24 protein-coding genes are annotated in these 23,417 nt (G+C 61.5%); 15 read left to right on the forward strand and 9 right to left on the reverse strand.

Features of this window, described 5'->3' with window-relative positions; translation table 11 throughout:
- The first annotated feature begins 182 nt into the window (after positions 1 to 182).
- From hflK (BMH52_RS08355) to cfaB, 8 genes are all read left to right on the forward strand, one after another.
- On the forward strand, positions 183 to 2,108 hold the full coding sequence (gene hflK / locus BMH52_RS08355) for a protease modulator HflK (RefSeq protein WP_073843365.1): 1,926 nt from the start codon (positions 183 to 185) through the stop codon (positions 2,106 to 2,108).
- A 9-nt stretch (positions 2,109 to 2,117) separates the two neighbouring features.
- Positions 2,118 to 3,119, forward strand: coding sequence for a protease modulator HflC (gene hflC, locus BMH52_RS08360; protein ID WP_177345081.1), 1,002 nt, complete (start codon positions 2,118 to 2,120; stop codon positions 3,117 to 3,119).
- Entirely contained in the window at positions 3,116 to 4,150 is a 1,035-nt protein-coding gene (gene hflK / locus BMH52_RS08365; protein ID WP_003195796.1) for a protease modulator HflK, read from the forward strand. The genes hflC and hflK (BMH52_RS08365) overlap by 4 nt, the downstream gene beginning before the upstream one ends.
- A complete protein-coding gene (locus BMH52_RS08370; RefSeq protein ID WP_032901860.1) occupies positions 4,147 to 6,033 on the forward strand; it encodes a cation-translocating P-type ATPase in 1,887 nt (628 codons plus the stop codon). The genes hflK (BMH52_RS08365) and BMH52_RS08370 overlap by 4 nt, the downstream gene beginning before the upstream one ends.
- Positions 6,034 to 6,149: 116 nt before the next feature.
- The gene (locus BMH52_RS08375) at positions 6,150 to 6,401 is read left to right on the forward strand and encodes a hypothetical protein (protein WP_020302041.1); all 252 of its coding nucleotides are present in this window, start codon (positions 6,150 to 6,152) and stop codon (positions 6,399 to 6,401) included.
- A 67-nt stretch (positions 6,402 to 6,468) separates the two neighbouring features.
- Complete coding sequence (locus BMH52_RS08380; protein ID WP_014720573.1) at positions 6,469 to 7,314, forward strand: DUF692 domain-containing protein; 846 nt, start codon at positions 6,469 to 6,471, stop codon at positions 7,312 to 7,314.
- A complete protein-coding gene (locus BMH52_RS08385) occupies positions 7,305 to 8,093 on the forward strand; it encodes a DNA-binding domain-containing protein (RefSeq protein WP_014720572.1) in 789 nt (262 codons plus the stop codon). Before BMH52_RS08380 ends, BMH52_RS08385 begins: the two co-directional genes overlap by 10 nt.
- Before the next feature lie 87 nt (positions 8,094 to 8,180).
- A complete protein-coding gene (gene cfaB, locus BMH52_RS08390) occupies positions 8,181 to 9,365 on the forward strand; it encodes a C17 cyclopropane fatty acid synthase CfaB (protein ID WP_014720571.1) in 1,185 nt (394 codons plus the stop codon).
- A gap of 131 nt (positions 9,366 to 9,496) precedes the next feature.
- On the opposite strand, the gene cls is transcribed toward cfaB, so the two are convergent.
- Positions 9,497 to 10,936 (reverse strand): cardiolipin synthase, encoded by a 1,440-nt coding sequence (gene cls, locus BMH52_RS08395; protein WP_014720570.1) that lies wholly within the window; start codon positions 10,934 to 10,936, stop codon positions 9,497 to 9,499.
- Between the two features lie 130 nt (positions 10,937 to 11,066).
- On the opposite strand from cls, the gene BMH52_RS08400 reads away from it, so the two are divergent.
- Complete coding sequence (locus BMH52_RS08400; RefSeq protein ID WP_014720569.1) at positions 11,067 to 11,588, forward strand: DUF3617 domain-containing protein; 522 nt, start codon at positions 11,067 to 11,069, stop codon at positions 11,586 to 11,588.
- Here the strand turns inward: BMH52_RS08400 and BMH52_RS08405 are convergent.
- The 6 genes from BMH52_RS08405 to folE2 are packed head-to-tail and all read right to left on the reverse strand — an operon-like array spanning position 11,585 to position 16,793.
- Positions 11,585 to 12,922, reverse strand: a complete 1,338-nt coding sequence (locus BMH52_RS08405) for a dihydroorotase (RefSeq protein ID WP_073843368.1) — start codon at positions 12,920 to 12,922, stop codon at positions 11,585 to 11,587. The genes BMH52_RS08400 and BMH52_RS08405 overlap by 4 nt on opposite strands.
- Positions 12,923 to 12,925: 3 nt before the next feature.
- Complete coding sequence (locus BMH52_RS08410) at positions 12,926 to 13,486, reverse strand: DapH/DapD/GlmU-related protein (RefSeq protein WP_005792581.1); 561 nt, start codon at positions 13,484 to 13,486, stop codon at positions 12,926 to 12,928.
- Positions 13,483 to 14,361 (reverse strand): metal ABC transporter substrate-binding protein, encoded by an 879-nt coding sequence (locus BMH52_RS08415; protein WP_014720566.1) that lies wholly within the window; start codon positions 14,359 to 14,361, stop codon positions 13,483 to 13,485. Before BMH52_RS08415 ends, BMH52_RS08410 begins: the two co-directional genes overlap by 4 nt.
- 9 nt (positions 14,362 to 14,370) lie before the next feature.
- A complete protein-coding gene (locus tag BMH52_RS08420; RefSeq protein WP_014720565.1) occupies positions 14,371 to 15,237 on the reverse strand; it encodes a metal ABC transporter permease in 867 nt (288 codons plus the stop codon).
- Positions 15,238 to 15,906, reverse strand: a complete 669-nt coding sequence (locus BMH52_RS08425) for a metal ABC transporter ATP-binding protein (protein ID WP_019818162.1) — start codon at positions 15,904 to 15,906, stop codon at positions 15,238 to 15,240. It lies immediately after the preceding gene.
- A complete protein-coding gene (gene folE2 / locus BMH52_RS08430; protein WP_020302044.1) occupies positions 15,903 to 16,793 on the reverse strand; it encodes a GTP cyclohydrolase FolE2 in 891 nt (296 codons plus the stop codon). The genes BMH52_RS08425 and folE2 overlap by 4 nt, the downstream gene beginning before the upstream one ends.
- 128 nt (positions 16,794 to 16,921) lie before the next feature.
- Here folE2 and BMH52_RS08435 point away from each other — a divergent pair, with 128 nt between their 5' ends.
- On the forward strand, positions 16,922 to 18,133 hold the full coding sequence (locus BMH52_RS08435) for an N-acetylmuramoyl-L-alanine amidase (protein ID WP_072435281.1): 1,212 nt from the start codon (positions 16,922 to 16,924) through the stop codon (positions 18,131 to 18,133).
- Here the strand turns inward: BMH52_RS08435 and BMH52_RS08440 are convergent.
- Positions 18,130 to 18,498, reverse strand: coding sequence for a hypothetical protein (locus BMH52_RS08440; protein WP_019818159.1), 369 nt, complete (start codon positions 18,496 to 18,498; stop codon positions 18,130 to 18,132). The two genes, BMH52_RS08435 and BMH52_RS08440, sit on opposite strands and share 4 nt — an antisense overlap.
- A gap of 126 nt (positions 18,499 to 18,624) precedes the next feature.
- On the opposite strand from BMH52_RS08440, the gene dksA reads away from it, so the two are divergent.
- Genes dksA through BMH52_RS08460 form a run of 4 tightly spaced genes read left to right on the forward strand, consistent with a single transcriptional unit; the run spans position 18,625 to position 21,913 of the window.
- Positions 18,625 to 19,029 (forward strand): RNA polymerase-binding protein DksA, encoded by a 405-nt coding sequence (dksA, locus tag BMH52_RS08445; protein ID WP_073843370.1) that lies wholly within the window; start codon positions 18,625 to 18,627, stop codon positions 19,027 to 19,029.
- 27 nt (positions 19,030 to 19,056) lie between these two features.
- Positions 19,057 to 20,262: a zinc metallochaperone GTPase ZigA gene (gene zigA / locus BMH52_RS08450; protein WP_072435280.1), complete on the forward strand. Its 1,206-nt coding sequence runs from the start codon at positions 19,057 to 19,059 to the stop codon at positions 20,260 to 20,262.
- Positions 20,262 to 20,906, forward strand: a complete 645-nt coding sequence (locus BMH52_RS08455; protein WP_073843372.1) for a DUF1826 domain-containing protein — start codon at positions 20,262 to 20,264, stop codon at positions 20,904 to 20,906. The genes zigA and BMH52_RS08455 overlap by 1 nt, the downstream gene beginning before the upstream one ends.
- Before the next feature lie 44 nt (positions 20,907 to 20,950).
- Positions 20,951 to 21,913 carry a GTP-binding protein gene (locus BMH52_RS08460; protein ID WP_073843374.1) on the forward strand — a complete coding sequence of 321 codons (963 nt, stop codon included), beginning with the start codon at positions 20,951 to 20,953 and terminating at the stop codon, positions 21,911 to 21,913.
- Here BMH52_RS08460 and BMH52_RS08465 read toward each other — a convergent pair.
- The gene (locus BMH52_RS08465) at positions 21,907 to 22,302 is read right to left on the reverse strand and encodes a DUF3301 domain-containing protein (protein ID WP_003195752.1); all 396 of its coding nucleotides are present in this window, start codon (positions 22,300 to 22,302) and stop codon (positions 21,907 to 21,909) included. The two genes, BMH52_RS08460 and BMH52_RS08465, sit on opposite strands and share 7 nt — an antisense overlap.
- Positions 22,303 to 22,419: 117 nt before the next feature.
- Between BMH52_RS08465 and pdxY the strand changes: the two genes are divergently transcribed.
- The gene (pdxY, locus tag BMH52_RS08470) at positions 22,420 to 23,292 is read left to right on the forward strand and encodes a pyridoxal kinase PdxY (protein WP_014720557.1); all 873 of its coding nucleotides are present in this window, start codon (positions 22,420 to 22,422) and stop codon (positions 23,290 to 23,292) included.
- Positions 23,293 to 23,417: the final 125 nt, after the last annotated feature.

Consider the following 23,417-nt stretch of genomic DNA (forward strand, 5'->3'; position numbering starts at 1 on the left):
ACAAATGTGGGAGGGGGCTTGCCCCCGATTGCGGTGTACCAGTAACTAATCAGTCGGTTGACACACTGCTATCGGGGGCAAGCCCCCTCCCACGAGGGATTCAGGGTGAATTCAAAAGCGAACAAAAATTTCACGCTTCGTGTTATATCGTAACGAATTGTGTGCAAGTGGGCGTTGAGCAGATGCAAGTGGATCTAGAGGCTGACGGGGCTTCGGTTGAAGGCCTCGCGCGTTTTCAGCAGGGGCTGTTCCACGCCCGTCGATTGCGCCAGGCCGGTATAGGCCTGACAACCCTGGCTCTCAGTGGTTGGATATTGGCGCTGTTCGTAGCGTTGTTTGCCCCGCTGTCGATCTGGCCGGTGGTATTGATCAACTGCGCGTCGGCCTTGCTGCTGCTGGTGGCCGGTTTGCAGTCGGCCTGGTGGGTGGCCGATTGGCGTGCCCAGGTGCTGGAAGCGCCGAGCGGTGAAGCGGTCGAACAATCCATCGAGACCACACCCTGGCATAAGGGCCTGATCAACCGGTTCGGCAACGGCCTGTTGGCGCAGATTGGCGCACCGGTGCTGTGGTTGGGCGGCTGGTCGTTGCTGGCGCTGGTCAGCATCCTGCAGTTCTGGAACCTGGGGTTGCCCGCTGCTGCCATCGGGCAATCGGCAAGTATTGGCGCAGCGCTCGCTTTGGCCCTGGCGTTTGGCCTGCTGGTATTCGAACGCCGCCTGGCCCAGGAAACCGCTGCCCAATGGCCGGAAGCCTCACAGTTGGCGCAGTTGAGCCGGATGGCAATTATCTGTCTGGTGCTCAGCGCGATCTGCCTGCTGTTTGCCAATGCGGAGTCGGTCTGGCCGCTGCGCCTGGCGACACTCGTCGGCCTGTTGCCGGCGCTGGTGGCGCTGGAGTTCCTGCTCCGGGGCGTTCTCTCGCTGTTCAGCCCGCGCCAGCCGCGCCTCGAACCGCGCTTGATGGCGCAGAGTTTCATTGCCGGCCTGCTGCGTTGGCCGCCTCAGCCCTTGCTGGCGTTGCAACATGAATTGCACAACCGCTTTGGCATCGACCTGCGCCAGATCTGGGCCTTTACCTACATGCGCCGGGCGTTTTTCCCTGTGTTGCTGGTGGTGCTGGCGGTAGGTTGGGCGCTGACCGGTGTGCATGAAGTGCCCCTGCAAGGCCGTGGGATTTACGAGCGTTTTGGTAAACCGGTCGAGGTGTTCGGCCCCGGCCTGCATGCCGGTTTGCCGTGGCCGTTGGGCCGCGTGCTGAACGTGGAAAACGGCGTGGTGCATGAGCTGGCGACCAGCGTCAGTGACGCCGCCACACCGCAGCTGGCCGCCGCCGAAGGCCCGGCGCCATTGATCGCCAACCGCCTGTGGGACGCCAGCCATGTGAATGACAAATCCCAGGTTATTGCCAGCAGCAGCGGCGACAAGCAGGGCTTCCAGATCGTCAATATGGACGTGCGTTTTGTCTACCGCATCGGCCTCACCGATCAGGCCGCGCTTGCCGCCACCTACAACAGCGCGGATATCCCGACCCTGATCCGCAGCACCGCCAGCCGCATCCTGGTGCACGATTTTGCCTCGCGCACCCTGGATGAACTACTCGGGGAAGAGCGCACCAGCCTCGCGGACGAGATTGGTCGCAGCGTGCAAGCCGACCTGCAAACACTCGACAGCGGTGTGGAAATTCTCGCCACGGTAGTCGAGGCGATCCATCCGCCGGCCGGTGCCGCCAATGCTTATCACGGTGTACAGGCCGCGCAGATCGGCGCCCAGGCGCTGATCGCCCGTGAACGCGGTGCCGCCAGCGAACAGACCAACCAGGCGCTGCTTCAAGCCAGTACCGCCCGCGATCAGGCCCAGGCCAGTGCCCGCGAAGTGAATGCCGGCGCCCAAGCCGCGAACCTGCGCTTTGCCGCCGAACAAAAGGCCTACGCCGCTGCGGGCCAAGCCTTCGTGCTGGAACAGTACCTGGGCCAACTGAGCCAGGGCCTGGCCCAGGCCAAGCTGCTTATTCTGGATCATCGTTTGGGTGCCGACAGTGCGCCGACGATCGATCTGCGTTCTTTTACCTTGCCCGCCGACCCGTCGGCGCCGCGCAAAGCCGTTCAATAAGGAGTCTGTCTGTTGAGCGCTCATTCCCACGATCATGATCACGGTCATCACCACCATCACGGCCACCACCATCACCATCACGGCGATGAGCAGGCGGCCGGGCCTTTTCCCTGGCGTCGCATGGCGTGGGCGGTGTTGCTGGTGCTGTTTGCCATGGCAGCGGCAAGCCTGGTGCAAGTGCGTTCCGGTGAGGCCACGGTGATCACCCGCTTCGGCAACCCGGCGCGCGTGCTGCTGGAGCCGGGCCTGGGCTGGCGCTGGCCGGCACCGTTCGAAGCGGCGATCCCGGTGGACCTGCGTCTGCGCACCACCTCCAGCGGCCTGCAGGATGTGGGCACCCGCGATGGCTTGCGGATTATTGTGCAGGCCTATGTGGCGTGGCAGGTGCAGGGCGATGCCGACAACGTGCAGCGTTTTATGCGTGCGGTGCAGAATCAGCCGGATGAGGCGGCGCGGCAGATTCGTACCTTCGTCGGCTCGGCGTTGGAAACCACGGCGGCCAGTTTTGACCTGTCCAGCTTGATCAATACCGACGCCAGCCAAGTGCGCATCGCCGATTTTGAAGCGCAGTTGCGCCAGCAGATTGACCAACAATTACTCACCACCTACGGCGTGCGCGTGGCGCAGGTCGGTATCGAGCGTTTGACGTTGCCATCGGTGACCCTCACCGCCACGGTTGACCGCATGCGCGCTGAGCGTGAAACCATCGCCACCGAACGCACCGCCGTGGGTAAGCGCGAAGCGGCGCAGATCCGCTCCGCTGCCGAGCGAGATGCGCGCATCATGCAGGCCGATGCCACCGTGAAAGCCGCCGATATCGAAGCGCAGTCGCGGGTTGAAGCCGCGCAGATTTATGGCCGCGCCTACGCTGGCAATCCGCAGCTGTACAACCTGCTGCGTTCGCTGGATACCTTGGGCACAGTGGTCACGCCGGGGACCAAGATCATCCTGCGCACCGACGCTGCGCCGTTCCGCGCCCTGGTGGATGGGCCGAAGGACCTGCAGCCATGAGCGAGCCTGAAAGCCCGGACAGCCCGTGGATCCAGGCCGGGCGCCTGACGTTCCTGGCACTGTACGCGGTCACCGTATTGGCGGCGTTGGCCTGGGCCTTTTCCAATGTGCGCCAGATCGACCCGCAGAATCGCGCCGTGGTCTTGCACTTCGGCGCCCTTGATCGCATTCAGAACGCCGGGTTGTTGCTGGCCTGGCCGCAGCCTTTCGAACAAGTCGTCCTGCTGCCAGCGGCCGACCGGGTGATCGAACGCCGGGTGGAAAACCTGCTGCGTTCCGATGCGGCGTTGCAGGCGGATCGCGTGGCCAGTTTCGCCACGCCGTTGAGCGATGCCCTGGCCGGTTCCGGCTACCTGCTGACCGGTGATGCCGGGGTGGTTCAACTGGACGTGCGGGTGTTCTACAAGGTGACCGAGCCCTACGCCTTTGTGTTGCAGGGCGACCACGTGCTGCCTGCCCTGGACAGACTGGTGACACGCAGCGCCGTGGCCCTCACCGCTGCGCGGGATCTGGACACCATCCTGGTAGCCCGCCCGGAACTGATCGGCAGCGACAATGGCGCCGCCGAACGGCGTGAGCGGCTGCGCGGCGACCTGGTGCAAGGCATCAACAAACGCCTGGCGGAGTTGGCGGCCAGCGGCTTGGGGCTGGGTATCGAAGCCACCCGCGTCGATGTGCAATCGAGCCTGCCTGGGCCTGCGGTGAATGCATTTAACGCGGTACTGACCGCTAGCCAGCAGGCTGATAAAGCCGTGGCCAACGCCCGCACTGAAGCGGAAAAACTCACCCAGACCGCCAACCAGGAAGCTGATCGCCAGGTGCAAGTCGCCCATGCCCAGGCCAGTGAGCGCTTGGCCAATGCCCAGGCGCAGACCGCTACCGTTGCCAGCCTGGCCCAGGTCAAAGATCCCGGTTTGCTGTTGCGCCTGTACCGTGAACGCTTGCCGAAGATTCTCGGCCAGGCCGGTTCAGTGACCACTGTCGATCCCAAAGACGACTCCCGCTTGATCATCCAGGGAGCCGAACAATGAGCGCACCCATGCTGACCTCTGCCGAACAGCGCAGCGCTGCCCGGCAATTGACCTTGGCGATGCTCGCCCTGGGCTTGCTCGTGCTGGGCCTGGTGTGGCGCTGGCTCGCGCCGGACCAGAGCGGCGTCAGCCAGCTGCTGCTGGGCGTGGCTTCGCTGTTGGTGGCGGTGCCGGTGATGCGTTCAGCCTGGTACAGCCTGCGCTTTCCAAGCCTGCACGGCATCACCGATCAATTGATCGCCCTGGCCATGCTCGGCGCCTGGGCCACCGGTGATCTGCTCACCGCCGCGTTGCTGCCGATCATCATGATCTTCGGCCATGTGCTGGAAGAGCGCAGCGTGATTGGCTCCCAGGAAGCGATCCATGCCCTGGGCAAACTCACCCGCAGCCATGCACGCCTGGTGCAGGCGGACGGCAGCATCACCGAAGTGGATAACGGCACCTTGAACACCGGCGATATCGTCGAAGTGCGTGCCGGTGACCGCGTGCCGGCCGATGGCGTGGTGTTGTCCGGCCAAGCGAGCCTGGACACGGCGCCGATCACCGGCGAGTCGGTGCCGTTGGAAGCCAGCGTGGGCGTGCAGGTGTTTGGTGGGGCGATCAACCTCGATGGCCTGCTGCGCCTTGAGGTCACGCGTACCGGCAACGAATCGACGTTGGGCAAAGTCATTGCGCTGATGCAGAACGCCGAGCGGTCCAAGCCGCCGATCACCCGGCTGCTGGAGCGCTATGCCGGCAGCTACATGGTGCTGGTGTTGCTGCTGGCGGCCGTCACCTGGTTTGTCACCAATGACGCCCAGGCGATGCTCGCGGTGCTCGTGGCTGCGTGCCCCTGTGCCTTGGTGCTGTCGGCACCGGCCACGGCGATTGCCGGGATTGCCGTGGCGGCGCGCCATGGCATCCTGATTCGCAGCTCGGCGTTCCTCGAAGAACTGGCCGACCTGACATCACTGGTGGTCGACAAGACCGGCACCCTGACCTTTGGCACCCTGCGCTTGCAGTCCATCGAGACTACCGCGCCGGATCGCCAAAAGCTGCTGAACCTGGCGGCCAGCCTTGGTTCGGCAAGCAGTCATCCGGTCAGCCGAGCGTTGGCGGGGTTGGCGAGCCAGGAGCAGATGCGGGTGCTTAGCGACATCCGCGAGCGTCAGGGCCTGGGCGTGGTCGCCCAGACCGAGCAGGGCGAAGCGGCGCTGGGACGGCCGGAGTTGTTTGAACAGTTGGGCATCGTCACCACCGCCGTGCCCGCCCATGATGGCCCGATTGCCGGGCTGGCGTTGAACGGCGAGTTCCTCGCCTGGCTGCTGTTGGCCGACAGCGTCAAACCCGAAGCGCGCCAGGCCCTGCAAGAGCTGCGTGACTTGGGCCTGGGCCGCCAACTGCTGCTGACCGGCGACCGCCAAAGCGTGGCCGACAGCCTGGCGCTGGACGTGGGCATCAGTGATGTCGAAGCCCAAGCGCTGCCGGAAGACAAGCTCAACCGCGTGCTGGGCGAAATCAGCAGTGGCTTCAGGCCAATGGTGGTGGGCGATGGCATCAACGATTCCTTGGCGCTCAAGGCCGGCGTGGTCGGCGTGGCCATGGGCGCGGGCGGTGCCGACATCGCCCTGGCCTCGGCGGACGTGGTGCTGATCGGCAGCGACTTGCGCCGCTTGGGCACCTGTGTGCGCTTGAGTCGCCAGTGCCGGCAGACGTTGCAGGTCAATGTGATCATTGGCTTGGGCTGGACACTGGCCATCGTGGTGTTCGCCGCATTTGGCTGGCTGGGGGCGGCGGGCGCGATGATCGCGGCGGTGCTGCATAACCTCAGCACCTTGTTGGTATTGGGGAACGCCGGGCGTTTACTGCGCTTCCAGGAGCCGCTGTTGAAGCTCGACGAATAATTTCACAAATATTTGCACACGGCTGTAACGCCGACAGGGGGCCTCACTCTAGTGCTGTGTCGAGACTGAACAATCCGTTCAGATCGGCTCCACTACTGATCATGAGGAATACAACAATGAGCATTAAATCCGCTGCTGCTGGTGCCGCCCTCGCAATGGCCGCTGCTTCTCTGTTCGCGGGTGTGGCCACCCAGGTACAAGCGGCAGACGCCACCGTTCACTGCTACGGCGTGACCTCCTGCAAAGGCATGAACGACTGCAAAACCAAGGACCACGCGTGCAAGGGCCAGGGCGAGTGTAAAGGGATGGGCTTCAAGGCCATGACCAAATCGGCCTGCGACGCCGCTGGCGGTACAGTCGGCGAGTAACCGGCAAACGAGTGCAACCGCGGCGGCTGCCTGCCACCGCTGCGGACACTTTGCCCTGGAGTGAGTCATGTCCGCGTCCCTTCCAAGTCTGGGTTACGGCCTGGGTTTACGCAGTGAGTACTACCACCAGATCCTTGAACAGTCGCCGGCCGTGGATTGGTTCGAAGTGATCTCCGAGAACTACCTGGTGCAGGGCGGCAAGGCCTTGTACTACCTGGATGCGATAGCCGAGCGTTACCCCTTGGTGATGCACGGTGTGTCGTTGTCCATCGGCGGGCCACATGCCCTCGATATGGATTACCTGAATCACATCAAACAGCTCGCAGAGCGCATTCAGCCGGCATGGATCTCCGATCACCTGTGCTGGAGCCGTGGCAGCGCGCACCAGTTACATGATTTGTTACCCCTGCCTTACACCGAAGAAAGCCTTTACCACGTGGCCGGCCGTGTACGTCAGGTGCAGGACGTGTTGCAGCGACCGCTGGTACTGGAAAATGTCTCCAGCTACGTGCGTTCCAAGGCGGATGAATTCACCGAGTGGGAGTTCCTCAACGCCTTGGCCCACCTGAGCGGATGCCAGTTGCTGCTGGACGTCAACAATGTCTACGTCAGCGCACGTAACCATGGTTTTGATGCCTGGACCTTCATTCGCAACCTGCCACCCGAAAGCATTCGCCAGCTGCATTTGGCAGGGCATATGGACTATGGCGACTATGTGGTCGATACCCATGACCATCCAGTGTGCGACCCGGTGTGGGCGCTGTATCAGCAGACTCTCGAACATCTGGGCCCCGTGTCGACGTTACTGGAACGCGATGACCATTTTCCACCCTTCGAAGAATTACTCACCGAGTTGAACAAAGCCCGTGAGTTGGGTGCCAGCGCCTTGGCCCGGAGAGCGTTATGCGCCTGATCGACTGGCAGTTGGCGTTTGAACAGCATCTATTATCCGAAGCGCCCCCGGCCAACAGTGGCTTTGCCGCCACCTTGCTGGGAGGGCCGACATTGGATGTAGACACCGGCCTGGCGATTTACCACAACGCTTACCTGTCGCGTCTGCAAGAGGTACTGCGCCATGATTTCGGTGCCATCTGGTATTGGCTGGGAGATGAGCAGTTTTGCTCGCTGACCGAGGCCTACATCCGCCGTTATCCCTCGGCCCATTACAGCGTGCGCTGGTTGGGCGAGCGCTTTGCGATGTTTATCGTTGAGCATCTGATGGCTGCGCACAGTGCGCCTTTGGCTGAGTTGGCACGTCTGGAGTGGGCGTTCACCTTGGCGTTTGACGCCGCCGAAGGGGAGCCGCTGACCTTGAATGACATGGCGCACCTGGCGCCTGAAGACTGGCCCACCTTGCAGGTTGCGCTGGCGCCTTCGGTGCAGCAGCTGCTTTGCCGTTTCAACACGGTGGCGATCTGGCGAGCCAGCAAGGATGAGTCGGATTTCCCCGGCAGCCAGGCGCTGGAACCGGCGCAGATCTGCCTGGTGTGGCGCAACCAGAACCGCTGCCACTACCGCAGCCTGGAAGCCGCTGAAGCCTGTGCGCTGTCGGGCATGGTGACCATGGGCTGGAATTTTTCAGAACTGTGTACTGAGCTGACGGTCACTTATTCAGAGGGGGCGTCGCTGCAAGCGGCCACTTGGCTGAAACAGTGGGTCCAGGAAGGTTTGCTCGAGCGCCGAGCGCCATAGAAGGGGAGCTATTCATTCGATAGCTTCCTACTTTGTTTGGCATGGTCTACCCTCACAGCAGACGTCTGAAACAAGGGGGGACTACTCATGCTCGCGCAACTTCCACCGGCCTTACAGAATCTTCAGCTACCGCTGCGTCTTCGACTCTGGGACGGCCATGAATTCAACTTGGGCCCTGAGCCCAGTGTCACCATCGTGGTCAAGGACCCCACGGTTGTATCCAGGCTGACCCATCCAACACTCGACTCACTGGGCGAAGCCTTCGTCGAGGGCAAGCTGGAGCTGGAAGGCTCCATCACCGAAGTGATCAGGGTATGTGACGAGTTGAGTCACGCTTTGGTCGATGACGACGAGGAGAGTCGTCCGGTGCGCTCGATTCACGATAAGGCCACCGACGCGGCGGCCATTTCCTACCATTACGACCTGTCCAACGAGTTCTACCAGCTATGGCTGGACCAGGACATGGCCTACTCCTGCGGTTATTTCGAAACCGGCAGCGAGTCGATCGATCAGGCCCAACAAGACAAATTCCGCCACCTGTGCCGCAAGTTGCGGCTGCAGCCGGGTGAGTATCTGCTCGATGTGGGCTGCGGCTGGGGCGGGCTGGCGCGTTATGCCGCACGTGAGTTCGGGGTCAAGGTGTTCGGCATCACCTTGAGCAAGGAACAACTGGCGCTGGCCAAGGAGCGGGTGAAAGCCGAAGGCCTGGAAGACCAGGTCGACCTGCAATTACTCGACTACCGCGACCTGCCCCAGGACGGCCGTTTCGACAAAGTCGTAAGCGTGGGCATGTTCGAACACGTCGGCCACGCCAACCTGGCGCAATACTGCCGGACCCTGTTCGGCGCAGTGCGTGAAGGCGGCCTGGTGATGAACCATGGCATCACCGCCAAGCACACCGACGGCCGCCCCGTAGGCCGTGGAGCCGGTGAGTTTATCGAGCGCTACGTGTTCCCTAATGGTGAACTGCCGCACCTGGCCATGATGACCGCCGAGATCAGCGAAGCAGGGCTGGAAGTGGTCGATGTCGAAAGCCTGCGTATGCATTACGCCCGCACATTGGACCATTGGAGCGAACGCCTGGAAGACAACCTGGAAGCAGCGGCGAAAATGGTGCCAGAGCAGGCGCTACGCATCTGGCGGCTGTACCTGGCCGGTTGCGCTTATGCATTTGCCCGTGGCTGGATCAACCTGCACCAGATACTGGCAGTGAAACCCCATGCTGATGGCGGGCATGAACTGCCGTGGACGCGGGAAGATCTCTACCGCTGACCACCAGGCACTGAAGCTCAAAACTGTGGGAGCTGGCTTGCCTGCGATAGCGTTGTATCAGGACCGGATGAGTCGACTGACACACCGCTATCGCAGGCAAGCCAGCTCCCACATTGGTTTTGTATTGGCGGTTAGAGGATGGGTGAGATCAGGCGTGCAATGCGCATCCCCAGTTGTTGCAGGCGACGGGTCTCGCGGCTTTCTTCCTGGCTGACTTCATGGGCCAGGGCAAAGTCATCCAGCAACATTTGTTCAACCTGGCTGGCGAAGGCTTCATCCACCGTCAGCAGCATCACTTCAAAATTCAGCCGGAACGAACGGTTGTCCATGTTGGCGCTGCCAATGGCGCTGATTTCGCTGTCTACCAACACCACCTTCTGATGCAAAAAGCCCGGTGTGTAGCGAAACACTCGCACGCCTGCTCGCACCGCTTCGTTGGCGTACAGGCTGGATGCGGCATATACGATGCGGTGGTCGGGCCGTGACGGCAGCAGCAGGCGCACATCGACTCCGCGCAATACCGCCAGGCGCAGGGCGGCAAACACCGCCTCGTCGGGGATGAAATAGGGGCTGGTGATCCACACCCGCTTGGTCGCGGCATGGATGGCCTCGACGAAAAACAGCGAGCAGGTTTCATAAGGGTCCGCTGGCCCACTGGCAAGCAACTGGCAGAGCACGCCGTCTTCCGGGTAGGCGTCCGGCAGGATCAGCGGCGGCAGTTCCCGTGCGGCCCAGAACCAGTCCTCGGCAAACGACTCCTGCAGGCATGCCACCACTGGGCCTGCGACCTGCACATGGGTATCGCGCCATGGCGCCAGCGGCGGTTTTTTACCCAGGTATTCATCGCCTACGTTATGCCCGCCGACAAAACCGGTGATGCCGTCCACCACGACGATCTTGCGATGGTTACGGAAGTTGACCTGGAAGCGATTGAGCCAGCCACTGCGGGTGGCGAATGCCTTGACCTGCACGCCAGCGTCACGCAGCGCTTGCACATAACGATGGGGCAGGGCGTGACTGCCGATGCGGTCGTACAGCACATAAATGGCCACGCCCTGAGCGGCTTTTTCCCTCAACAGGGCCTGCAATTGACGGCCCAGTTCGTCATCGTGAATGATGAAAAACTGGAACAGCACGGCGGTCTTTGCGTTACGGATAGCCTCGAAGATCGCGCCGAACGTGGCATCGCCATTGATCAACAGGCGCACTTCGTTGTTGGCCAGGCACGGCATGCGGCCCAGCTTGGGCATGGCGCGCAAGGAGGCATAGGCGCTGGAATTGCGCGCCGCGAGCGCTTCCTCCACCCAGGGGCGCCAGTTCAATTCGGTGATGGCCGTGTGCATTTCCTGGTTGGCCTGGCGACGGGCCTGGATGTACGCGTCGAAGGTGCTGCGGCCAAAAATCAGGTAGGGGATCAGCGTCAGGTAGGGCATGAACATCAGTGACAACGCCCAGGCAATCGAGCCTTGTGCGGTGCGCACGGTCAGTACTGCGTGGATCGCGGCGAGCGTTCCAAGAAAGTGCAGCGTGGCAATGACATAGGCGAGCAGGTGCGGGCCAAAGAAATCCATGAACGACGTAACTCCAGGCAGTCCAGTGCGTAACAGACCATGAACGGCTGTGAATGTCGCTATTTTATTTGCCATGCAACACTGGCTGCTTTGCGACGTCTAACGCCCACAATTACCCAGGAGTTACCCGATGAATGCTCGTCTGCTTGGTTTGGCCATGGTTGTTGGTTTGTCGCTGCCTGTGGCGGCACAGGCGCAGATGCTGGCGCCGGGCTTGTGGGAATTGACCACCAGCAATATGAAAGTCGATAACCAGGACCTGCCGGACTTGTCGCTGATCCTCGGTCAACTCAAGCAACAGATGACCCCTGAACAGCGCGCCATGCTCGAAAAACAAGGCATCAACATGGCCGGTAAAGGCGTACAGGTGTGCCTGACCCCGGCTCAGGTGGCCTCCGATTCGATCCCCTTGACCGACCCTCAATCGGGCTGCAAACAGGAAGTCACCGACAAGAGCGGCAACCAGTGGAAGTTCCGCTTCAGTTGCCCGAAAGCCCAGGGCACTGGGGTGGCAACGTTTCAGAGCCAGAAAGAATTCACCACCAGCGTCAACGGTACCTTCAATGCCACCGGGATCCAGCAGAAGGGTAGCCTGGACAGCCACGCTCAGTGGCTGGGCAACGATTGCGGTTCGGTCAAACCCCGCGCCTAACGCCCAAACTGCAGGGGCAAGCCCTGGCAACTGTTGACCACCTGGCCGTTTTGCCAGGCCAGGTGGCCGCTGACCAGTGTGGTACTCACGCTGTGGCGAAAGCTGCGTTCTGCAAAGGGTGTCCAGCCGCAGCGGGCGAGAATAGGCTGGCTGTTGACCGGCTTGCCGGCAGGCTCCGGTTTGATCAGTACCAGGTCGGCCCAGTAGCCTTCGCGCACGTAGCCGCGATCAGCGATGGCAAACAGGTCGGCCACGCGGTGGCTGGTCTTGGCTACCAGAGTGGTCAAGGGCAAATGCCCGTCGGCCACCAACTCCAGTAACGCCGGCAGGGCATGCTGCACCAGAGGCAAGCCCGAGGGCGCTTGCCGATAGCCCAACTGTTTTTGTGCCCAGGTATGCGGCGCATGGTCGGTGCCAATCACATCCAGACGATCACTCAATAATGCCAGGCGCAGCGCGTCGCGGTCGGCGCGGGTCTTGATCGCCGGGTTGCATTTGATCTGGTGGCCGAGGTGGTGGTAATCGCGGTCATCGAACAGCAGGTGGTGCAGGCAGACCTCGGCGGTGATGTGCTTGTCGGCCAGGGGCTTGTCTTCGAACAACGCCAGTTCCCGCGCGGTGGTCAGGTGCAACACATGCAGGCGCGTGCCATGGCGTTTGGCCAATTCCACGGCAAACGATGACGAGCGATAACAGGCCTCGGCATCGCGGATCAGCGGGTGGGCGACTGCGGGAATATGCTCGCCGAAGCGTTCGCGCAGGCGTTGCTCGTTGGCCAGGATGCTGGGCGTGTGTTCGCAGTGAGCGAGCAGGATGGTCGGCACCTCGGCAAACAGGCGCTCCAGAACGCGTGGGTCGTCCACCAGCATATTGCCGGTGGATGCGCCCATGAACACTTTGACTCCAGCCACTTCACGAGGAGCGAGGGCCGCGACGATGTCGAGGTTGTCGTTGCTCACGCCGAAATGAAAGCCGTAGTTGGCCACTGAATGCAGTGCGGCACGGCGCTTTTTATCGGCAAGGGCTTCCAGGTTCAGGGTGGCCGGTTGGGTGTTGGGCATGTCCATGAAGCTGGTGATACCACCGGCCACCGCCGCGCGGGATTCGCTGTAGAAGCTGCCTTTTTCCGGCGCGCCGGGTTCGCGAAAATGCACCTGGTCGTCGATCATCCCTGGCAGTAGCCACTGGCCGTTGGCATCGATTTCCACCGGTTCGTTATCGCCTTGAATGCTGGCGGCAATCTTCTCGATACGACCATTGGCGATCAGTACGTCGGCGTCGAATACCTGGCCCTCGTTGACCAGGCGGGCGTTGCGGATCAGCAGGCGGCTCATGGTTCAGAACTCGTTTTGCAGGGCTTTGTAGCCGCGCACCAGGTCGACGTTAGTGCGTGCCACGTCTTCGGAAAACTCCGAGGCGCTGACACTCACCGGTGGGAATTGGGACAAGTCGGTGTTGGGGCCGATACGCGTGGTGGAGGGCACGTAGAAAGCGGCGGGCAGGTCGCGGCCGTCGACCACCGAGTTGTGGCGCACCACGCACCCATCGCCGACGGCGCAATTGAACAGCACACTGTTGAAGCCAATAAACACGCGGTCGCCCACCGTGCAGGGGCCGTGGACGATGGAACGGTGGGCGATGGAGGTGAATTCGCCGATGGTCACTGCTGCGCCGGATTTGGAGTGGATGACCACGCCGTCCTGGATGTTGGAGTTGGCGCCGATGGTGATCGGGTCCATGGCGCCGCTGGCATCCACTTCGTCGGCGCGGATCACGGCGTAAGGGCCGACGAACACGTTCTCGCCGATGATGACTTTGCCGCAGATGATCGCGGTCTTGTCGACGTAGGCCGATTCGGCAATCACCGGCAGGTCGCCGGAAGGATTTTTGCGGATCATGGCTGGCTCAGTGCGGCGCACAGGGTGTTGAGGTTGTATTCGAACAGCCCGATAAAGGTGCTGGCCGGGCCTTCTGCGGCGAGGGCGTCGGAGTACAGCGTGCCGCCGATCTGTGCGCCGCTTTCGTCAGCGATCTGCTTGAGCAGGCGCGAGTCTTTGATGTTTTCCATGAACACGGCTTTGACCTTGTCCTTGCGAATCTGGGTGATCAGTGCGGCAACTTCAGCGGCCGAAGGGTCACGTTCAGTGGACAAGCCCTGGGGCGCGAGGAACTGGATGCCATAGGCCTGGCCCAGGTAGCCGAAGGCGTCATGGGAGGTGACGATGCGGCGGTTACCCGGTGGCAGGGCGCCGAACTTGGCCTTGGCCTCGTCCAGCAGGCTATGGATTTGTTTGAGGTAGGCCTGGCTGTTGCGCAGGTAGGCGGTCTTGTTGGCGGGGTCGGCGGCCACCAGGGCCTTGGTGATGTTGCTCACATAGATCTCGGCGTTGGCCAGGTTGTGCCAGGCGTGCGGGTCGGGAATGGTTTCGCCATCCTCGTCCATGGTGTGGGAAATCACGCCTTTGCTGGCGGTGACCACCGTTGCCTTGGTTTCGGTGCTGGTAACCAGGCGGTCCAGCCACGGCTCGAAACCCAGGCCGTTCTTGATGATGACCTTGGCCTTGAGCAATGCCTTGGCGTCATCCGGCGTGGGTTCATAGGTATGGGCGTCGGCGTCCGGGCCGACCATGTTGCTGATCTGGATATGCTCGCCACCGATCTGGTGGGTGATGTCATTGAGAATACTGAAGCTGGTGACTACTTGGAGTTTGTCGGCGGCGTGGGCCATCGAAAGCGGCAGCAGCAGACTGAACAGCACGAGTAGAGCGCGCATCGGAACACCTCATTGGGATGTGAGCAAAGGCGGGCGGCGCAACAAACCGTGCACCGGACCGAACACCACGGACAACAAATACCCAGCGCCCGCCACCAGCACGATGGCCGGGCCGCTGGGCAGTGAGTAGTAGAACGACAGCAGCAGACCCAACCACACCGACAGGCAGCCCAGCAGTGCCGATACCGCGATCAGTACTGGCAGGCGTCGACTCCAGAAGCGTGAGGCGATGGCCGGCAACATCATCAAGCCAACCACCATCAACGCGCCGATGGCCTGGAAACCGATCACCAGGTTCAGCACCACCAGGGTCAGGAACACGCCATGGGCGAGGGGGCCGAGGCGGCTGACGGTTTGCAGGAACAGCGGGTCGAGGGTGTCCAGCAACAGCGGTCTGTAGATCAGCGCCATGGCGATCAGGCTGAAACCCGAGACCCAGAGCATGCCGGTCAGGGTGGTTTGATCCACGGCCAGGGCGGAGCCGAACAGCAGGTGCAGCAGGTCCAGGCGCTTGCCGGCAAGGCCCAGGATCAGCACCCCGGCGGCCAAAGAGATGGGGTAGATGGCGGCGAGGCTGGCGTCTTCGCGCAACCCGGTGCGGCGGGTGATCCACGCGGCCAGGCCGGCCATGCTCAGGCCTGCACCCAGGCCACCGAGGGTCAGCGCGGGCAGGCTCAGGCCGGCGAACCAGAAACCCAGGGCGGCACCGGGCAGGATGCCGTGGGCCACCGCATCACCGATCAGGCTCATGCGCCGCAGGATCAGAAACACTCCTAGCGGCGCGGTGCTGCAAGCCAGTACCAAACCGCCGAGGAGTGCGCGGCGCATAAAGACGAACTCATGAAACGGCATCCATAAGTGGGCAGTGAAGTGCATTCAGGCCACCTGCATCTGCGGTTGCGGGCGGATCAGCTCTTTGCTGGGGCCGAATACGCAGCCGGTGTTTTTGATCTGCAGTACGTGCTGGGTGTGGTGACGCACGGAGGCCAGGTCATGGCAGACGATCACCAGGGTGCGGCCTTCGTTGTGCCAGGCGTGGATGTGTTTCCAGCACAGCGCCTGGCCATCCTCGTCGAGAGCTGCGTGAGGTTCGTCGAGCAGCAGGACGGGTGCGTCGGCCAGGCTCATGCGTGCCAGCAGGGCGCGCTGCAATTCGCCGCCGGACAATGCCATCAACGGTCGGTGTTCCAAGCCAGTCAGGCACCAGTCTTCGAGTACCGCTTGCAGGCGTTGGCTGCGTTGTTGCGCGGTGTGTTGGATGCCCCAGAAACCGGCAGCGACCAGCTCTTGCAGGCTGATGGGGAACTGGCGGTCCAAGTGTTGCTGCTGGGGCAAGAAGGCCAGGCCGCCACGGCGTGGAACATCCACAATGACCTTTCCCGCCAGCGGTTTTTGCAGGCCGGCAATAACCTTGAGCAGGCTGCTTTTGCCTGTGCCATTGGCGCCGATGATGCCGGTGAGGCTGCCTTTTTCCAGGGTCAAATCCAGTGCCGGGGTGAGCGGTTGCCCGGGGGCACCCCAGCGCAAAGAGTTACAGGTGATCATGCAAAGTCTCTCGTCCAGCGGCTTTCAGCCACGGCATCGTGCGCGTGCAGGCTTTCGGCGTGGATCACTTTGAGGTGGAAGGCTTTGATGGCATCCGAGCGTTTCAAGGCGAGGTTCAGGCGGCGAGCGGCGTCTTCGCAGAACATCAGGTTCTGCCCGTTGGCCAGGGCGAAGGCTTGTTCGTCTGCGCGTTTCACCGCGGTTTGTACGGCGGTGCCGAGCGCGGCTTCGGCAGCGTTGATCAAGCCGACTATCGGCAGGTCAGTACCTTGCAACTGAACGTGCAACTGCGCGCTGCTGCGCTGGCTATGGGGTGTGGCGACGATGCCGTCGGCAGTGCCGAGCCAGGCCAGCACCGCTTCATGCTGTAACGGCGTATTGGCGAAATCATCCACAAATTGCTGCTGGATCAACTGCCTGGCGAGGGCGGCGGAGCAAGGGCAGGTTGAGGAATAAGTAACGTCAATTTTTAGTTCCACGTGGAACATCTGGTTTTCCAGGCGCGCTTCGATGCTCACGGGGTAGGTTTTCCAGCCGGCTAATGGGCTGACCAGGGCAGGGCGTTTAAGCAGCAGCTGGGTGTGGATGCGCAGGTAAGCGTTCTTAGATAAACCTTCATGTGTGTCGAGAAAACGCTGCAGTACATTACGCAGCAGTGCAGATGTCAGCGGCTGTTGATCGAGCATTTCCAGAGCCAGGTACAGGCGTGACATATGAATGCCACGGGCCGTGCCGTCGTCCAGGCTTACGCCCGCATCAGCGGTGGCGGTCAGGTGTTGACCGTCAATCAGGATTGGCAAGGCGATGCCGCGCATCCCCACCCAGTCGAGTGGCAAGGCTTGGCGTGAAGCCTGCGCGGCGATATCCGGCAGAGTCAGCGCATTCATAAGCAGGTCCATCGTTGGAAATAATTCGACATGTTATAGTATAACAATACGAGCCACGATGAATTTTCTGCACCTGCCTTTGTTCAGTCACGTCGAGTAGGGATGCTCCTTTATCTGCGGTATATGCCATGCACCGACGTCAGCTCCTCAACCTGCTGCTGGTCAGCCCCTTGTTTGCCTTGCCTTTGGGGGCTCACGCCACGCAGATTCGCAATGCACGCCTGTGGCGCTCAGACGACAAGCTGCGCCTGGTGTTCGACCTCAGCGGCCCGGTGCAATACAAGACCTTTTCCCTAACCTCACCCGACCGATTGATCATCGACTTGAGTGGCGCCGGGCTCAGCGGCGACTTTTCCCAATTGGCGTTGAAGAACAGTGGGATTACCTCGATCCGTTCCGGGCATTTCGGCCAGAGCGACACGCGCATCGTGCTGGACCTGGTCGAGCCCATGCAGCTCAACAGTTTCGTGTTGCCGCCGCAGGAGGGACAAGGCCATCGCCTGGTGCTGGACTTGACCAACGCGACCCGTGCGCCCCGTCAAATCGCCGCTGAGCCAGCACCCTTGGCGGCGCCGGTAGACAAGGCGCATCCCAAGCGCGACATCATCGTGGTGGTCGACCCCGGCCATGGCGGCAAAGACCCCGGCGCCATCGGCTCCAAGGGCCAGCGCGAAAAAGATGTGGTGCTGTCCATCGCCCAGTTACTGGCTAAACGCTTGAAACGCGAAAAGGGTTTTGACGTGAAACTGGTGCGCAACGACGACTTCTTCGTGCCGCTGCGCAAGCGCGTGGACATTGCCCGTCAGCACAAGGCCGATATGTTTATTTCGGTACATGCCGACGCCGCGCCACGGCTGACCGCGTCGGGCGCCTCGGTGTATGCGTTGTCTGAAGGCGGCGCCACCTCGGCCACAGCGCGTTTCATGGCCCAGCGCGAAAATGGCGCCGACTTGCTGGGCGCTACCACCTTGCTCAATCTGAAGGACAAGGACCCGATGCTGGCCGGAGTGATTCTCGACATGTCGATGAACGCGACCATCGCCTCCAGCCTGCAGTTGGGCAGCTCGGTATTGGGCAGCCTGCAAAACATCACCAGCCTGCATCAGAAACGGGTGGAGCAGGCTGGGTTCGCCGTGCTCAAGTCACCGGATGTCCCTTCGATCCTGGTGGAGACGGGATTCATTTCCAACCCTCGGGATGCCCAGCGGCTGGTGACGGCGCGCCATCAACAGGCGGTGGCGGATGGCCTTTTCGAAGGACTCAAGCGTTACTTCCAGAAGAACCCACCCATGAACAGCTACATGGCCTGGGTGCAGGCGCAGAAAAACAGCCAGGCCTAACAGCCGGTCATTCGGCTGCAGGTGAACTTGGCGCTGGCGCCCCCAGAGCTGGAAAACCGATTGATGGTGGTCCAGCCTACGCGCCGCGTGTAGCCAACCCACGCCTCGCCATCCGATGCCAACCCGGTAAAAAACGTCAGTTGCCCATAACGGCTGTTGGTCTGCGCCCAATAGCGTTTGCCGATCACTTCGAAACCGCGCAAGTAGGTGGTGCTGCCGACGGTTGCCACGCTATAGGCATTGCCCAACGGGTCTACACACGCCAGCAGGTTTGCGCTGCGTGTGCACTTGGCCAACAGGCTGGGTGCCTGGGCGCAGGCAGGCCCGGCGGCTGCCAATAGCAGGGCGCACAGCAGGTATCTCATCGGGTTTCTCAGCGTAAGAAGGTGACCCAGCATTGCGCCCTTCGTCGCGGCGAGCAAGAGGGATTGGCTTATTTGTATTGTTATACTATAACATAAAAGTACAGCCCGACCCGCGAACCCCTTCCCATGACCGAACACGATCTTTTGGCCCAACCAGCGGCCGACTACATGAATGAGGCCCAGCAGCGCTTCTTCCGCGAATTGTTGCTGGCTCAGCGTGATGACCTGCAAGCCCGTATCGATGCTGAGTTCCAGGCACTGCGCGAGCAGGAAACCAACAGCGACCTGGCGGATATCGGCAGTGCCGAAGAGCAACGCCAATGGCAATTGCGCCTGCTCGAGCGCGAAAAGAAGCTGTTGGACAAGATCGACGATGCCCTGGAATTGCTGGCCCGTGGCGAATACGGCTGGTGCCGTGAAACCGGCGAACCCATCGGCCTGCAACGCCTGCTGCTGCGCCCCACCGCCACCTTGTGTATCGAAGCCAAAGAACGTGAAGAGCTGCGCGAACGCGATAAACGGGCAGTTTGACCGGCCAACCTTGATGAGGAATACCTGATGCCCAATCGTCTCCCTGTGACCGTGTTGTCCGGCTTTCTCGGCGCCGGTAAAAGCACGTTGCTCAATTATGTCCTACGCAACCGCGACAACCTGCGGGTGGCGGTGATCGTCAACGACATGAGCGAAATCAACATCGACGGCAGCGAGGTACAGCGCGACGTCACGCTCAATCGTTCGGAAGAAAAACTGGTGGAGATGAGCAATGGCTGCATTTGCTGCACCTTGCGTGAAGACTTGCTTGAAGAGGTTGGAAAACTCGCCAAAGAAGGTCGTTTCGATTACCTGCTGATCGAATCCACCGGTATTTCCGAACCTTTGCCCGTGGCCGAAACCTTCACGTTTCGCGATGAAAACGAGCAAAGCCTGGCCGACATTGCACGCCTGGACACCATGGTCACTGTGGTCGACGGTATGAATTTCCTGCTCGACTACCAGGCTGCAGAAAGCCTGGCTTCACGGGGCGAAAGCCTCGGTGAGGAGGATGAACGTTCCATCACCGACCTGTTGATCGAACAGATCGAATTCGCCGACGTCATCCTGATCAGCAAGATCGACCTGATCAGCAGCCGCGAGCGCGAAGAACTGATGGCCATCCTCGAGCGCCTCAACGCCCAGGCGGAAATCATCCCGATGGTCATGGGCGAAGTGCCGCTGAACAAGATCCTCAACACTGGCCGTTTCGACTTCGAACGCGCCGCCCAGGCCCCGGGCTGGTTGCAGGAATTGCGCGGTGAGCATGTGCCGGAAACCGAAGAATACGGCATAGCGTCCACGGCTTACCGTGCGCGCCGGCCTTTCCATCCACAGCGGTTTTTCGACTTTATCGACCGCCCCTGGGTCAACGGCAAGCTGTTGCGCTCCAAGGGTTTCTTCTGGTTGGCGAGCAAACATCAGGATGCGGGCAGTTGGTCCCAGGCGGGCGGGCTGATGCGTCATGGGTTTGCCGGGCGTTGGTGGCGGTTTGTGCCGAAAAGCCAGTGGCCTCAGGACGAAGAAAGCGTGGCGGCGATCATGACTAACTGGCAGTTGAGCACGGGTGACTGCCGTCAGGAACTGGTGTTTATCGGGCAAAACATCGATTTTGTCCAGATGCGTACCGAGTTGGACGCCTGCTTGCTCAACGATGAAGAAATGGCCCTGGGCGTCGAAGGTTGGCGCCAGTTGCCCGACCCGTTTGGCCCTTGGTATGAGCAGGTCGCCTGATGCTGGCCCCGGTCATTCCCCTGCGCCCCGTCATCCGCCAGACACATGGGGAAACGCCGCTGGCGCTGTCCGATATCCTCAATGACGGCGTCAACCTGGCCATCTGGCAGCGCCAACTGCCCCTGCATATCGCTGAGTTTGGCGCTTTGCTGGTGGCGCTCAATGAACCGTTGGCCGAGTCTTTGGTGGTCGAGTTGGTTAGCGAAGACTGCGTGCCGAACTTGCAAGGTTTGGCGTCCAGTTGTCACGATCTTGAAGGCTATGATGGGTTTATCGCCGATGTGTCGTGGCTGGTCAGTGCATTCGCCTGTCTGCTGGGCGCCAAGCGCATCGGCGTGCGTTTACGGCTATTGGACAAGGCCATGTGCCCGCGCTTTCACGTCGATCACGTGCCGGTTCGGCTGATCACCACCTACGCCGGTATCGGCAGCCAATGGTTGCGTGAAGGCGTCATGGACCGGCGCACATTGAGCCAGGCGGATGCCGAGCCCACTGAGCGCATCGAGCAGATCCACTGCGGTGAAGTGGCGCTGCTCAAAGGCACCAAATGGCACGGCAATGAAGGGCACGGCCTGATCCATCGTTCGCCGGCGCTCAAGGCCGATGAGCGACGGTTGATCCTGACGCTGGATTGGCTGGCATAACCGCGTAGGATCAAACGCTCTAAACGGCCTGAACCATGCCTCTTATGCTGCAGAACATTCCTACCCATGTGATTGCCGGGCCCTTGGGCGCCGGCAAGACCAGCCTGATCAAGCACCTGCTTGCCCAGCGCCCGGCCAACGAGCGCTGGGCGGTGCTGATCAACGAGTTCGGCCAGATCGGCCTGGATGCAGCCTTACTCACCCGAGACGATGACGGTATCGCCCTGGGCGAGGTGGCAGGCGGCTGTTTGTGTTGTGTGAACGGCGCACCGTTCCAGGTAGGGCTGGGCCGCTTGTTGCGTAAGGCTAAGCCGGACCGGCTGTTTATTGAACCCTCAGGCCTGGGCCATCCGGCGCAATTGCTCAAGCAACTGCGGCAGGCGCCATGGCAAGACGTGCTGGCCGTGCAGCCTTGCGTGCTGGTACTCGATGCCCAGGCATTGGCGGCGGGCAGGCCGTTGCCCCAGGCACAGCAGGAGGCGTTGACCAGTGCCGGCCTGCTGGTGCTGAACAAGGACGAGACGCTGACTGCTACGCAACGTCAGGCGATCGAAGTGCAATTACCCGATTGCCCGCGCCATTGGACATGCCAGGCGCAATTGCCACTCGACCGGTTGCCCGGTTTGAAAGCACAGGCCCAAGTAGCTGTGGATAATTTCGACGTGCCTGAAGCGGTGGGGCAAATGCCGGCGATCTGGAGCGACCCTGGGCTGCCGATCTGTTTGAGCCAGAGCCAGGAGGGCGGCTGGAGCATTGGCTGGCGCTGGCACCCAAGCCAGCGATTCGATGTCAGCCGTCTGCATCAGTGGCTATCGAGTATCGACTGGCGCCGTGCCAAATTGGTTATCCACAGCGTTGACGGCTGGGTGTCCGCCAACGCTGTGGATGACAGCCCACTGCACTGGCAACCCAGCGCTTGGCGGCGCGATTCACGTGTTGAGTTGATCTTCAGCGCACCACAGGACGTGGCCGCATTGCAAAGCGCCCTGGCAGCCTGCCGTTACTGATGTTTCTTGCTGGCGTGGTCCTGGCGCCACTGGCTCAATTCGATGATCTCGGCGCTGGGCAGCGGCTCCTTGGTTTCGAACGGGTAGGGCGCCAGTTCGATCTGCGCGCTGTGGGCGCCGAATTGGGTGATGACCCCGGCATGCCGGGTTTCGCCGGTTACCGTAAACTCGAAATTATAGATGCGCGCCAGGCGTCGGCGGCCATTGGCATCCTTGACGAAACCGATGCGTTTGAGCGCCACGGCACCGTCAAGCAGCTCGATATCGAGCTTGGCGCAATGCTGCTTGACCCGCGCCAACGCCCGTTCACGCAAGCCGTGGTTGTGCCAAACCCAGGCGGCGCCGGTGGCCAGCAGCATCAAGACGAAGATGTTTCCCAGGGTCAGCATTCCATGAACTCCAACAAAGTGAGCGCAGCTTAACTGTGTCGCCGGTCTGTCGTACAGGCTGCGTTTAGTCGCATACTGCTCGGCCAGAAATTCAACGGTTTTACGGAAATCTCCCGCATGAAACGTACACCTCACCTGCTTGCGATCCAGTCTCATGTGGTCTTCGGCCACGCCGGAAACAGCGCCGCCGTGTTCCCCATGCAGCGGGTCGGGGTGAATGTCTGGCCGCTCAACACGGTGCAGTTTTCCAACCACACACAGTATGGACAGTGGGCGGGCGAAGTGTTGGCGCCGCTGCAAATTCCTGCGCTGGTGGAGGGTATTGCCGCGATTGGCGAGCTGGGCAACTGTGATGCGGTGCTGTCCGGATACCTGGGCAGTGCAGACCAGGGCCGTGCCATCCTCAGCGGTGTGGCACGCATCAAGGCGATCAACCCCAAGGCGCTGTACCTGTGCGACCCGGTGATGGGCCACCCGGAAAAGGGTTGCATCGTGCCGCAGGAGGTCAGCGATTTCCTCTTGGATGAGGCTGCCGCCATGGCGGACTTCCTGTGCCCCAACCAACTGGAGCTGGACAGTTTTGCCGGGCGCAAGCCGCAATCGCTGTTCGATTGCCTGGCGATGGCCAAGGCCTTGCTGGCGCGCGGGCCCAAGGCTGTGTTGGTCAAGCACCTGGATTACCCAGGCAAACTGCCAGAAGGGTTTGAAATGCTGTTGGTGACGGCCGACGGCAGTTGGCACTTGCGTCGGCCCCTGCTGGCGTTTCCGCGTCAGCCAGTGGGCGTGGGCGACCTGACGTCCGGGCTGTTCCTGGCGCGGGTACTGTTGGGGGATAGCCTGGTGGCCGCTTTTGAGTTCACCGCTGCGGCCGTGCATGAAGTGCTGCTGGAAACCCAGGCCTGCGCCAGTTATGAACTGGAACTGGTGCGGGCCCAGGACCGTATTGCCCACCCTCGTGTGCGCTTCGAAGCCACACCGATCAGCCTGTAAGCACACAAAACCCAATGTGGGAGCGGGCTTGCCCGCGATGGCGGAGTCTCAGTCAAAGCGATGTCGACTGAACCACTGCTATCGCGGGCAAGCCCGCTCCCACACGTTTTTGAGTTGATTCGCCG

Source organism: Pseudomonas sp. BTN1 (assembly GCF_001907715.1).
In the GTDB taxonomy this organism is placed as follows: domain Bacteria; phylum Pseudomonadota; class Gammaproteobacteria; order Pseudomonadales; family Pseudomonadaceae; genus Aquipseudomonas; species Aquipseudomonas paracarnis.

Excerpts from the sequence above, each read along its gene's own strand:
- hflK (WP_073843365.1), top strand. The coding sequence starts at position 183 with ATGCAAGTGGATCTAGAGGCTGACGGGGCTTCGGTTGAAGGCCTCGCG.
- hflK (WP_003195796.1), top strand. The coding sequence starts at position 3,116 with ATGAGCGAGCCTGAAAGCCCGGACAGCCCGTGGATCCAGGCCGGGCGC.
- BMH52_RS08370 (WP_032901860.1), top strand. The coding sequence starts at position 4,147 with ATGAGCGCACCCATGCTGACCTCTGCCGAACAGCGCAGCGCTGCCCGG.
- BMH52_RS08375 (WP_020302041.1), top strand. The coding sequence starts at position 6,150 with ATGAGCATTAAATCCGCTGCTGCTGGTGCCGCCCTCGCAATGGCCGCT.
- BMH52_RS08380 (WP_014720573.1), top strand. The coding sequence starts at position 6,469 with ATGTCCGCGTCCCTTCCAAGTCTGGGTTACGGCCTGGGTTTACGCAGT.
- BMH52_RS08385 (WP_014720572.1), top strand. The coding sequence starts at position 7,305 with ATGCGCCTGATCGACTGGCAGTTGGCGTTTGAACAGCATCTATTATCC.
- cfaB (WP_014720571.1), top strand. The coding sequence starts at position 8,181 with ATGCTCGCGCAACTTCCACCGGCCTTACAGAATCTTCAGCTACCGCTG.
- cls (WP_014720570.1), bottom strand. The coding sequence starts at position 10,936 with ATGGATTTCTTTGGCCCGCACCTGCTCGCCTATGTCATTGCCACGCTG.
- BMH52_RS08400 (WP_014720569.1), top strand. The coding sequence starts at position 11,067 with ATGAATGCTCGTCTGCTTGGTTTGGCCATGGTTGTTGGTTTGTCGCTG.
- BMH52_RS08405 (WP_073843368.1), bottom strand. The coding sequence starts at position 12,922 with ATGAGCCGCCTGCTGATCCGCAACGCCCGCCTGGTCAACGAGGGCCAG.
- BMH52_RS08410 (WP_005792581.1), bottom strand. The coding sequence starts at position 13,486 with ATGATCCGCAAAAATCCTTCCGGCGACCTGCCGGTGATTGCCGAATCG.
- BMH52_RS08415 (WP_014720566.1), bottom strand. The coding sequence starts at position 14,361 with ATGCGCGCTCTACTCGTGCTGTTCAGTCTGCTGCTGCCGCTTTCGATG.
- BMH52_RS08420 (WP_014720565.1), bottom strand. The coding sequence starts at position 15,237 with ATGCACTTCACTGCCCACTTATGGATGCCGTTTCATGAGTTCGTCTTT.
- BMH52_RS08425 (WP_019818162.1), bottom strand. The coding sequence starts at position 15,906 with ATGATCACCTGTAACTCTTTGCGCTGGGGTGCCCCCGGGCAACCGCTC.
- folE2 (WP_020302044.1), bottom strand. The coding sequence starts at position 16,793 with ATGAATGCGCTGACTCTGCCGGATATCGCCGCGCAGGCTTCACGCCAA.
- BMH52_RS08435 (WP_072435281.1), top strand. The coding sequence starts at position 16,922 with ATGCACCGACGTCAGCTCCTCAACCTGCTGCTGGTCAGCCCCTTGTTT.
- BMH52_RS08440 (WP_019818159.1), bottom strand. The coding sequence starts at position 18,498 with ATGAGATACCTGCTGTGCGCCCTGCTATTGGCAGCCGCCGGGCCTGCC.
- dksA (WP_073843370.1), top strand. The coding sequence starts at position 18,625 with ATGACCGAACACGATCTTTTGGCCCAACCAGCGGCCGACTACATGAAT.
- zigA (WP_072435280.1), top strand. The coding sequence starts at position 19,057 with ATGCCCAATCGTCTCCCTGTGACCGTGTTGTCCGGCTTTCTCGGCGCC.
- BMH52_RS08455 (WP_073843372.1), top strand. The coding sequence starts at position 20,262 with ATGCTGGCCCCGGTCATTCCCCTGCGCCCCGTCATCCGCCAGACACAT.
- BMH52_RS08460 (WP_073843374.1), top strand. The coding sequence starts at position 20,951 with ATGCTGCAGAACATTCCTACCCATGTGATTGCCGGGCCCTTGGGCGCC.
- BMH52_RS08465 (WP_003195752.1), bottom strand. The coding sequence starts at position 22,302 with ATGCTGACCCTGGGAAACATCTTCGTCTTGATGCTGCTGGCCACCGGC.
- pdxY (WP_014720557.1), top strand. The coding sequence starts at position 22,420 with ATGAAACGTACACCTCACCTGCTTGCGATCCAGTCTCATGTGGTCTTC.